The organism is Staphylococcus cohnii subsp. cohnii (assembly GCF_002902365.1).
In the GTDB taxonomy this organism is placed as follows: Bacteria; Bacillota; Bacilli; order Staphylococcales; family Staphylococcaceae; genus Staphylococcus; species Staphylococcus cohnii.
Genome location: NZ_PPQC01000069.1, coordinates 1 through 10,598 on the forward strand (window position 1 = coordinate 1; position 10,598 = coordinate 10,598).

Annotated in this window: 9 protein-coding genes and 1 riboswitch; of the genes, 7 read left to right on the top strand and 2 right to left on the bottom strand. The window is 31.0% G+C overall.

What is annotated here, in order from left to right; translation table 11 throughout:
* Positions 1-355: 355 nt before the first annotated feature.
* Entirely contained in the window at positions 356-1,267 is a 912-nt protein-coding gene (locus CD032_RS12390; RefSeq protein ID WP_103211521.1) for an osmoprotectant ABC transporter substrate-binding protein, read from the bottom strand.
* A 179-nt stretch (positions 1,268-1,446) separates the two neighbouring features.
* On the opposite strand from CD032_RS12390, the gene CD032_RS12395 reads away from it, so the two are divergent.
* The 5 genes from CD032_RS12395 (at position 1,447) to ribH (ending at position 6,955) form a co-directional block, all read left to right on the top strand.
* Positions 1,447-2,922 carry an FAD/NAD(P)-binding protein gene (locus CD032_RS12395; protein ID WP_040030095.1) on the top strand — a complete coding sequence of 492 codons (1,476 nt, stop codon included), beginning with the start codon at positions 1,447-1,449 and terminating at the stop codon, positions 2,920-2,922.
* A gap of 398 nt (positions 2,923-3,320) precedes the next feature.
* Positions 3,321-3,455, top strand: a riboswitch (FMN riboswitch).
* Positions 3,456-3,613: 158 nt separating this feature from the next.
* Positions 3,614-4,657, top strand: a complete 1,044-nt coding sequence (gene ribD, locus CD032_RS12400; protein WP_019467651.1) for a bifunctional diaminohydroxyphosphoribosylaminopyrimidine deaminase/5-amino-6-(5-phosphoribosylamino)uracil reductase RibD — start codon at positions 3,614-3,616, stop codon at positions 4,655-4,657.
* Positions 4,658-4,663: 6 nt separating this feature from the next.
* Entirely contained in the window at positions 4,664-5,296 is a 633-nt protein-coding gene (ribE, locus tag CD032_RS12405; RefSeq protein ID WP_103211522.1) for a riboflavin synthase, read from the top strand.
* Positions 5,297-5,306: 10 nt separating this feature from the next.
* Complete coding sequence (locus CD032_RS12410) at positions 5,307-6,485, top strand: bifunctional 3,4-dihydroxy-2-butanone-4-phosphate synthase/GTP cyclohydrolase II (RefSeq protein WP_019467649.1); 1,179 nt, start codon at positions 5,307-5,309, stop codon at positions 6,483-6,485.
* Positions 6,486-6,496: 11 nt separating this feature from the next.
* On the top strand, positions 6,497-6,955 hold the full coding sequence (gene ribH / locus CD032_RS12415; RefSeq protein WP_019467648.1) for a 6,7-dimethyl-8-ribityllumazine synthase: 459 nt from the start codon (positions 6,497-6,499) through the stop codon (positions 6,953-6,955).
* Positions 6,956-7,228: 273 nt separating this feature from the next.
* On the opposite strand, the gene CD032_RS12420 is transcribed toward ribH, so the two are convergent.
* Positions 7,229-8,230: a proline dehydrogenase family protein gene (locus tag CD032_RS12420; protein ID WP_071562244.1), complete on the bottom strand. Its 1,002-nt coding sequence runs from the start codon at positions 8,228-8,230 to the stop codon at positions 7,229-7,231.
* Between the two features lie 267 nt (positions 8,231-8,497).
* Between CD032_RS12420 and CD032_RS12425 the strand changes: the two genes are divergently transcribed.
* Together CD032_RS12425 and CD032_RS12430 are read left to right on the top strand one after the other, a co-directional pair.
* Positions 8,498-9,322: an alpha/beta fold hydrolase gene (locus CD032_RS12425; protein ID WP_019467836.1), complete on the top strand. Its 825-nt coding sequence runs from the start codon at positions 8,498-8,500 to the stop codon at positions 9,320-9,322.
* A 276-nt stretch (positions 9,323-9,598) separates the two neighbouring features.
* Positions 9,599-10,555, top strand: a complete 957-nt coding sequence (locus tag CD032_RS12430; protein ID WP_019467835.1) for an L-lactate dehydrogenase — start codon at positions 9,599-9,601, stop codon at positions 10,553-10,555.
* Positions 10,556-10,598: the final 43 nt, after the last annotated feature.

Consider the following 10,598-nt stretch of genomic DNA (forward strand, 5'->3'; position numbering starts at 1 on the left):
TCCCTTCAAAGTTTACATTTTTAAGTGTCTACTTTGAAGGGAGCATATCAGGAAAGTGGATTAGTCCTTTTTGAATGCTTTAATTATTGATTTAGATATTGGATTAATAGCGTAGTTATGTTTTATAAATATATAAGTATACTTACTTACGCACAATGTGAATGCATTATTCATTTAGGACATAGGCTACTTGAGTGTTTAATTTCATTTTGCTTTGTTTTTTTGCCCAAATAATATAAAAAGTAAGATCGTCGATAATATGACTTTTAAAATGAATTTCATTTAATCACTTCCTTAACTATGTAACTATAGTAACATTAATTGATTAATATCACATATAAAGTAATGTTGAAATTTAGTTTTCATCTTCGAAATAATTATGTTTTTCTAAAAAACTTTTGGCTACAATTGCTGGTTCTTTACCCTCACCATCTGCTTCATAATTAAGCTTTTGCATTTGTTCAGTACTAATTTTATCATTTAATTTTGCAATGGATTTTTTAATTTGTGGATTTTCTTGTAGTAATTCATTTGGTGCAACGGCACTAGCATCATATGGTGGAAAAAAGTTTTTATCATCTTTAAGAACTACTAAATCATAGGCTGCAATTCTTCCATCTGTTGTATAACCAAGTGCAACATCAAGTTTGTTATTTTTTAATGCATCATAAACAAGTCCAATTTGCATAGGTTTTAAATCATTGAATCCAAAACCATAATGTTCACGGAATGGTGCATAACCATCGCCGCCTCGCTTAATCCATGTAGTATCCGTACCAACTCTAACTTTGTCTTTGACCTTTTTTAAATCTGAAACAGTATGTAAATCATATTTTTTTGCGGTTTCTTTAGTAACCATAAAAGCAAAGGTATTTTCAAATCCGTAAGAGTCGAAAAACGTTTGGTTAAATTTTTGGTTGAATAATTTTTGAGTAACAGACATTGCTTTTTTAGTATCTGTAATGGGTTGTTGTTCTAAAGCTCCAACCAAATCAGTGCCAGTATAGCGTGTGCTTGATATATCAGCATCTCCACGGAGCAATGCATTATGTTGAATTGTAGCTGAACCTAAATTGTTAATAATAGATCCAGTAGTTTTCCCGTTTGTATCATGTTCAATTAAATCTTTGAGCATATAAGCCATGATTTGAGATTCACTCGTAGCTAAAGCAGAAATTTTAACTGAGTTTTTAGATTGACCGCCACCTAAACCAGGTAAATCACAACTTGCTAATAAAAGTGAACTTGCAATCAATAAAAAGATTATTCTTTAAAAAAAATTCATATTTTAACCCCTTATATGTTTTAGAAATATTTTTTGATACACCATTTTTATATTAACATATTTATTAATTTTGTATAATGGTGGCATAATTCATTAATATGTAATGTTAATTCGATAATTGATATACTATGTATAAATTAATTAAAGTAAGGATGAGTGAAATGCGTTTAGCTATCATTGGTATGGGCACAGCAGGTGTTAGTTTGTTGAAAGAATTGGTAAAATATAAGGAATTCAAGCAAATGGAAATAGACGTTTACGATAATCCTAAAAATATGGGACAAGGCGTGCCGTTTCAAAATGACAGCGACCAATTATTAATCAATTTACCTGCAAGTCAAATGTCCTTAAATTTGAATAATGAACGGGAATTTTATGAATGGTATCAAGAACAATCCGTATTTAAATTTTCTAACCCTGAGTATCTACCTAGATTTATTTTTGGACATTATATGAAAGACTATTTGGAAACATATCATAATCACTATAGTAATATTCATATGATCAAAGAAGAGGTTTTGGAAGTTTTTATAGAATCTAATATTGGTGATACGCATGTTAAATATGTTGTTTGTACTTCTGAAAATCTAGAGAAACGCCGACGTTATGATATCGTATTTTTAACGATCGGTACGATGTCCTATCATGACCCATATCATTTAAAAGGGACACCAGGTTACATAAAAACACCTTACCCAACATATGACACATTAAATGAGGTTGATAGTACTGATAGAATTGCTATCATTGGAACAGGACTAGCAAGTTTAGATGTAATTCGATTTGTAACGGCACATCATCCCAATTTACCTATTACTGTGACGAGTCGTAAAGGTCATTTACCTAGTGTTAGGGGAGATATGCCAGAAATTCAATTTAAATATCTTACACCAGAAAATTTTAATGAAATCAAAAAAGCATATTTTGGGAATGTACCTTTGGAGGAAGCATTAACATTATTTAAAAAGGACTGTGAATATTATGATATTCCAGTGGAGAAATTAGTCCACAGAAGACAAGGAGATCCAATTTTAGATTTAACATATGATTTACAACATGCCGATGTGCTAGGGAGATTTCAAAGTATTTTAGAATTAACAAAAGAAAATCTAAATTGGATTTGGAATAGTTTCAGTAGACAGGACCAGAAGATATTTTTAGAAAAATACCAATCAATATTAAAAGAAAATTCAAATCCAATGCCCCCGCGTACAGCAAAATTAATTATTGACCACATTGAAAATGGGCAAATCGAAATCAAAAAAGGGTTGGAAGATGTAACATATGACGGACAGCAGTTTTGTTTTAAATATGAAGATGATTTTAAAGCGATTGATAAATTTGATATTGTTATTAATGCTACTGGTTCAAAATCACATTTATCAGAATTAGACCAAGATGATCAACTAATTCTAAACTTAGAAAATAGACAAGTTGTCCAAGCACATCCACTGGGTGGTATTCAAATCATTCCAGAAACAAATCAAATTATAAGTCCGCGTTACGGTACTCTACAGAACATGTTTGCCTTAGGCCAAGTTACAAATGGGATTAACCAATCACGTAACGGCGTTATGATGATAGTAAAACAAGCTGTAAGTGTGGTAGAAAAATTATTAGACACTAAGCATGATTAAATTTGTAGTGAAGCATTCAAACGAACATTGCTCATATAATTAAGCAGTAAGTGAAATATGTTTGTAAATGAATATAAATATGTATACATTATGGAATAAGGCTATCAATTTTATAAAGGTGGATAACAGTTGTTTTTTAATTTAAACTAGACACGCAAAAATATTTAAATTGTTTTAATGCTTAATTACTTATGTAATTATTTAGAAAAATATATTTTGAAAATGATTTTGTAAAAATTGCTTATACGCACTGCTGGTCTAAGGATATAGGAAAGTGGTTGTTTATAAATAAAGCCGACTTAGATAATATGAATTGTTTTTTGTTGAAATATATAGTAACATAACGATGTAGCTTTCATAAAGTTACTTTGACTCAATCATCAATTACAATTTCATAAATATTCTTTCGGGGCAGGGTGAAATTCCCAACCGGCAGTAAATTAAGCCTGCGACCTGCATTTGTTTTTGACAAGTGTGGCTGATCTAGTGAAATTCTAGAGCCGACAGTATAGTCTGGATGGGAGAAAGAATGAAGTATAACAAAAAAGCACTTTTTTTAGTGTTTATTTAACATACATTTTTCTAAAAATTGGAGAAGTGTATTCAAATTTAAGTAAATTATGTTATATCTAAATACATCCCACACCTGAAATCAATTTCAGGTGTTTTTTTATTATTAAGAGGTGATTATATGAGTCAATATTTAAACTACGCAATCCAATTGGCACAAATGGTTGATGGCCAGACAGGCGTAAATCCACCAGTAGGTGCAGTTGTAGTAAATCAAGGTAGAATCGTTGGCATCGGTGCACATTTACGAAAAGGTGATAAACATGCTGAAGTGCAAGCTTTAGATATGGCTAAAGAAGCTGCAAATGGAGCAACAATTTATATATCTTTAGAACCTTGCTCACACTATGGTTCAACACCACCATGTGTAAACAAAATTATTGAATTTGGTATTTCAAAAGTTGTTTATGCAGTTAAAGATACGACATTATCGACTAAAGGTGACGATATTTTGCACAATGCTGGAATAAAAGTTGAGTTTCATCATAAGCCAGAGGCTGAAGCATTGTACAAAGACTTTTTTATTACTAAACGACAAGGCGTCCCTGAAATTACTGTAAAAGTCTCTTGTAGTTTAGATGGTAAACAAGCTACTGACCATGGTGAAAGTAAATGGATTACTAATAAAACTGTTAAACAAGATGTATTTATGCTCAGACATAAACATGATGCAGTTATCACTGGTACTGGCACATTAAATGCAGACAATCCACAATATACTACTAGGATTGAAGAAGGTAAGCAACCGATACGTGTGATACTTTCAAAATCTGGCCAAGTAGATTTTACCTTAGACATATTTAAACAACCGATGACACCAATATGGATTTTTACGGAAAATAAAAATTTAAAAAGTGAAGATACAAATATAGAAATTATATATTGTTCGAATTGCACGATTGAAAATATTTTAAAGCAGTTATATCAATATGGGATTGGAAGTGCTTTGGTTGAAGCAGGCCCTACGATTACTTCAGAATTTCTTCAATCTAACTATACGAATGAGCTCATCTTATATTATGCCCCGAAAATAATAGGTGGTTCTGGTGATTATCAATTTTTCAAAACAGAAAATGTCTTTAATTTATCAGACGTACCTCAATTTGAAATTGTAAATTCCAAAATGCTTGAGCAAAATATTAAATTAGAATTGCGAAAGAAGTGAATAATTATGTTTACTGGTATTGTTGAAGAAATAGGCACTATAAAAAAAGTTACAACACAACAATCCGTTGTTAATTTAACAATTGATTGTAAGACAATTTTAGCTGACATGCATATTGGTGATTCTATTAGTGTAAACGGTGTATGTTTAACTGTAATACAATTTGATAATCAGTCATTTTCAGTCCAAGTAATCAAAGGCACTGAGAATAAAACCTATCTAAATCAATTAAATCAAGCTACTGAGGTAAATTTAGAACGAGCAATGAGTGGTACGGGAAGATTTGGTGGCCATTTTGTACTTGGCCACACAGATGAAGTAGCTAAAATCACTAGAATACAAAACTCAGATAATTCTAAAATTGTAACGATTAAACCATCTACTTCTATTATAAATCAAATGGTACAACAAGGTTCAATCACTGTAGATGGCGTAAGTTTGACAGTGTTTCAATTAAGAGATACAGAATTTGATATTCATCTTATACCAGAAACAAGAAGATCAACTATTTTAAATCAAAAACGTATAGGAGACCCTGTACATATTGAGACAGACATGTTGTTTAAATATGTGGAAAAAATAGTTGGCAATAGTGAAAAAGGTTTAACTTTAGAAAAACTAAGCGCTTTTGGATTCTAGGAGGGGTAAAATGCAATTAGACAGTATAGAATTAGCACTTGAATCACTTAAAGAAGGTAAAAGTATCATTGTAGTAGATGATGAAAATAGAGAAAATGAAGGCGATTTAGTAGCAGTGACAGAATGGATGTATGATAATACAGTCAATTTTATGGCTAAATATGGTAGAGGATTAATTTGTGCGCCTATTAGTAAAAAAATAGCTGAAGATTTAGAACTTCATTCAATGGTTAACCATAATTCAGATGTTTATGGTACGCAATTTACTGTAAGTATCGATCATGTTAAAACAACAACAGGTATCAGTGCAGATGAAAGAATGCTCACCGCGAAGGCATTAGTCGATAATAGTACAACAGCTGAAGATTTTAATAAACCAGGCCATCTATTTCCATTAATAGCTCAAGATGATGGTGTGTTGGTTAGACGTGGTCATACTGAAGCCTCTGTCGATTTAGCTAAACTAACTGGTGCAAAACCTGCAGCACTCATTTGTGAAATAATGAATGACGATGGCACAATGGCAAAAGGCGACGATTTAGAAGCATTTAAAAAGAAACATAATTTGGTAATGATTTCTATCGAAGATTTAGAAAAATATAGAAAGCAATCTGTTTCGTCTATTGAAGCTAAAGCAAAAGTAAAGATGCCTACTGAATTTGGCGATTTTGACATGTATGGTTTTAGCACGAATGATAACGAGGAGATTGTAGCAATCGCGAATGGTGAAATTAATGAAACTGAGAATGTGCGCATACATTCTGCTTGTTTAACAGGGGATATATTCCATAGTCAAAGATGTGATTGCGGTGAACAGCTTGCTGCTTCTATGGAATATATTAATGAACATGGAGGCGTTATCCTTTATTTACCTCAAGAAGGCAGAGGAATCGGTTTAATTAATAAATTAAAAGCCTATGAACTGATAGAACAAGGTTACGATACTGTTACTGCAAATATTGCGCTCGGATTTGATGAAGACTTGAGAGAGTACCGATATGCTGCAGAAATTTTAAAATATTTAGGTATTAAACGTGTGAATTTATTAAGTAATAATCCTAAAAAATTTGGAAGTTTAGAAAATTACGGTATTGATATCGCTAAAAGAATTGAATTAGTAATACCTACAAATCAATATAATCAAGCGTATATGCAAACAAAAAAAGAGAAAATGGGTCATTTAATATAGGAGGAAAAAACATGAATTTTGAAGGTAAATTAATAGGATCAGATTTAAAAGTAGCAATTGTAGTAAGTAGATTTAACGATTTCATTACGAATCGTTTGTTAGACGGTGTTAAAGATACCTTAGTTAGACATGAGGTACCAGCAGAAAATATTGATGTTGCATATGTTCCTGGTGCTTTTGAAATTCCATTAGTAGCTAAAAAATTAGCTCAAAAAAGTGATTATGATGCAGTCATCACTTTAGGATGTGTGATAAGAGGTTCAACGTCACATTATGATTATGTATGTAATGAAGTGGCAAAGGGTGTTTCAAAAGCGAATGATGTTTCGGATACACCAGTTATTTTTGGAATTTTAACTACTGAGAATATCGAGCAAGCTGTAGAACGTGCAGGTACAAAAGCAGGCAATAAAGGATCTGAAGCAGCAGTAAGTGCTATAGAAATGGCGAATTTATTTAAAGAAATTTAATATTGAGTAGTTATAGAAATCATACAATTTAAAATTTTAAAAGTATGACGTAGTATGTAATATAATTACTTATGCTCAAAATAAGAGAGCTTACCTCTATGGGTGAGCTCTCTTTTAGCTTAATGTTTTATATTTTTGTTCTTGCATACCTGCGAATATGATTTACTTAGTACGTGTTTGTAATCTTTCATTCACAGTTTTGGTATTATATTTCTTTAATCTAAAATAATGTTTAAAACGATTTTAATTACATACTTTTAATTTGAAAGTTTGCTAGTTTTTAAATTTTTTGTATAACAATCCACTAATTGCTCCAATGGTTGATAATGCTCCAACTACTATCCCAGTTTTTTTCAGCACTTCTGGTTTCATAATTTCTAAAAACATCAGATTTAAATTTTGAGGACGCTCTGCTAATCTTCTCATAAAATAACTAAACCAATCATCACCATATGGCACATAGATACAGAAATGATTGCCTTCTCGCGCTAGTGATTCTGCTAATTCTGAGCGGAAACCATATAGCATTTGAAATTCATAGCTATCCTTTTCAATATTGTTGTCTTTAATGAATTGTTTAATATGTGTGATGATAGCATCATCATGTGTAGCAATAGAAGTGACATTTTTCGCATTTAACAGTCGCTTTTTAATTAAGCGTATGTAATTATCGTCAATTTCTTCTTTAGTTTGATACGCGATGTTTTCATTTTCTTTGTACGCACCTTTAACCATACGTAATCGTAATTCTGGATATTTATCAACGAGTGCATCCGCTTTATATAAATATCCTTGTATAACAGTTCCCACGTTTTTAAATTCGCCTTTTAATCGGTCTAAAACTTGAGTAATATCAAATAAGCTATTATATTTTTCAGTGTCTATATTAATATGCATATTACCAAATTCGTTAGCTTTAAGTAATATTTCACGTAAATTGCGATAAGCAAGATCAAGGTCAAATTCAGAACCTAGATGGCTGATTTTGATAGACATGTGACCATCTAAATTATGATTGTAGATAGAGTACATCACTTCTAATATTTGGTCTTTTGCTTGTATTGCCTCACCTTCATTTAAAACAAATTCACCAAGACAATCTACTGTGACAGTAATCCCTTTGTTATTTAAACGTTCAATTGTGTCCACTAATTCTGGAATAGTATTCCCTGCAACTACTTTCTTGGCACCGAACATAGGACCAATTTCCTTAGCTGCTTTATTTAAAAATGGATTGTTAGATAATCCTATAAAAAAATTTTTCACAATTGGCATATTAATTCCTCCCATTCTGCTAATAGCTGTTCTTTCAATAATAGTGTAGCATGAATCGAATAGTAATGAAATCGTTTACAATAAAATTTATTACACTAAATATTATATACTACACGATAACATTGACTCACGCTTTAAATATGACATTTAATGATAAAGTTGAAGTAGCATATAACGGTAAAATTTATGCGTTAAAAATGGAAAAAGTACATCATATTTTGATACAATGTAGTTATTGAAATTATTGTAGAAGGGGAAGTATGGAATATGTGGAAATGGGAAACAGAAAATGAAGCTAAGGGTGTCATTGTAATTGCCCATAACATGCTCGAACATACAGGTAGGTATGCATATGTTATAACTATGCTACGTAGAAATGGTTACCATGTAATCATGGGTGATTTGCCTGGTCAAGGTCAAACGACGCGTGCGAATAAAGGGCAAATAGCAAACTTTGAAGTATATCATGAGCATGTCCTTGAGTGGATTAGAATAGCTAATGAGTATAAACTGCCGACTTATGTTTTAGGTGTGGGCCTTGGTGGACTTATCATTTTAAATTTACTTGAAAAAGTGGATGTGCCTATTGAAGGACTAATGTTGATTTCTCCATTGTTAGAATTTAAGAAAAGTAATAAAACTAGAAAAGATAAAATTGTATCGAATGTGGGGAAATTAACAAAAGATACGAGGTTTAAAATAGGTATTACGATTGAAGATTTAACACGAAATGAAGAAGTTATTGAAGAAGCAAAAGAGGATCAACTGATGTTGCAGAAAGTGACTTATCATTGGTATAAACAAGTCATAGAAATCATGAAAGAGACCGTTACACATTTAAAAGATATTAAACCACTTCCTTTATTATTAATGTATGGACTTGAAGATAAAGTTTCAGATATTTCTACGATGTATTTAATTAAAGAAAAAATTGCAACAGAAGAACTGTATTTTAAAGCTTGGAAAGGGTTAAATCATGAAATACATAATGAACCTGAAAGAGATGAAGTAATGCGTTATATTCTAGCATTTCTTAATAATAGTGCTAGTAACATTGGTTTTATTGTACATGATGAAAATGAACTGTCATAGTTCGTTTAGTAAATGATGAATATCGTTTTATGGAAGTAAGTAATTTAACTAAAATCCAATTTATTCAAGTTATGACTAAATAATTGCGTATAAAAAGAGTGTATAAATGTAATTTAACGTTGATTTTATTCACGCTCTTTTTATTTATGAGAAATAATGTGAAAAAAATCACAATAAACATTGATTTTTAAAATAATAATTGTTATATTTATATTGTGAAAAAAATCACATTAAATTTTAGAAATATTTACTTTGAAATAAAAGGAGCGATTGAACATGAAATTTGAAAAAGGGAATAAAGTAGTTTTAATTGGTGATGGTGCAGTTGGATCAAGTTATGCATTTGCATTAGTTGCACAAGGCTTAGCTGATGAATTAGTAATTATTGATTTAGATGAAGCGAAAGTTAAAGGCGATGTTGCAGATTTAAATCACAGCGCACCATATGGTGATTCACCTGTTAAAGTAAAAGCTGGTAATTATGAAGATTGTGGTAATGCTGATTTAATTGTTATTACTGCAGGAGCTGCGCAAAAGCCAGGTGAAACTAGATTAGATTTAATAGAAAAAAACACAAAAATATTTAAAGAGATTGTCACAAAAATTATGAACACAGGATTTAATGGTATTTTTCTTATAGCAACTAATCCTGTAGATGTATTATCATATGTAACACAAAAAGTTTCAGGCTTACCGAAATCACAAGTTATTGGGTCTGGTACGATACTAGATACTGCACGATTTAAATTTGAACTAGCACAAGAATTTGGTGTGTCACCATGGAGTGTGGACGCACAAATTATTGGTGAACATGGTGACTCTGAATTAGCAGTGTGGTCACAAGCTAATATTGCTGGTAAACCAATATACCAAGCATTGAAAGATAACCCTGATAAACAACATAGAATAGATGAAATATTTATGAATACAAGAGATGCTGCATATGACATTATCCAATCAAAAGGTGCAACTTATTATGGTATAGCAATGGGCTTGGTTCGTATAACACAAGCAATTTTAAAAAATCAAAATGTAGTATTACCAGTTTCTAGCTACTTAGAAGGTGAATATAATCAAAATGATATTTATATTGGAGTTCCAACATTAATTAATAGAAATGGTGCAATTAAAGTATATGAAACACAATTAAATAGTGAAGAAAGTGAAAAGTTTGAAAATTCTGCCATAATTTTGAAAGATATGCAAAATAAAATCAAACAACTAATTGCATAATTCATAATTTAATTTTAAACTGTATATAAGATTAATTTTATTG

Bases quoted from the DNA above. Each gene is read 5' to 3' on its own strand.
- CD032_RS12420 (WP_071562244.1), bottom strand. From the start codon at position 8,230: ATGCCAATTGTGAAAAATTTTTTTATAGGATTATCTAACAATCCATTT.
- ribH (WP_019467648.1), top strand. From the start codon at position 6,497: ATGAATTTTGAAGGTAAATTAATAGGATCAGATTTAAAAGTAGCAATT.
- CD032_RS12410 (WP_019467649.1), top strand. From the start codon at position 5,307: ATGCAATTAGACAGTATAGAATTAGCACTTGAATCACTTAAAGAAGGT.
- CD032_RS12425 (WP_019467836.1), top strand. From the start codon at position 8,498: ATGTGGAAATGGGAAACAGAAAATGAAGCTAAGGGTGTCATTGTAATT.
- CD032_RS12395 (WP_040030095.1), top strand. From the start codon at position 1,447: ATGCGTTTAGCTATCATTGGTATGGGCACAGCAGGTGTTAGTTTGTTG.
- ribD (WP_019467651.1), top strand. From the start codon at position 3,614: ATGAGTCAATATTTAAACTACGCAATCCAATTGGCACAAATGGTTGAT.
- ribE (WP_103211522.1), top strand. From the start codon at position 4,664: ATGTTTACTGGTATTGTTGAAGAAATAGGCACTATAAAAAAAGTTACA.
- CD032_RS12430 (WP_019467835.1), top strand. From the start codon at position 9,599: ATGAAATTTGAAAAAGGGAATAAAGTAGTTTTAATTGGTGATGGTGCA.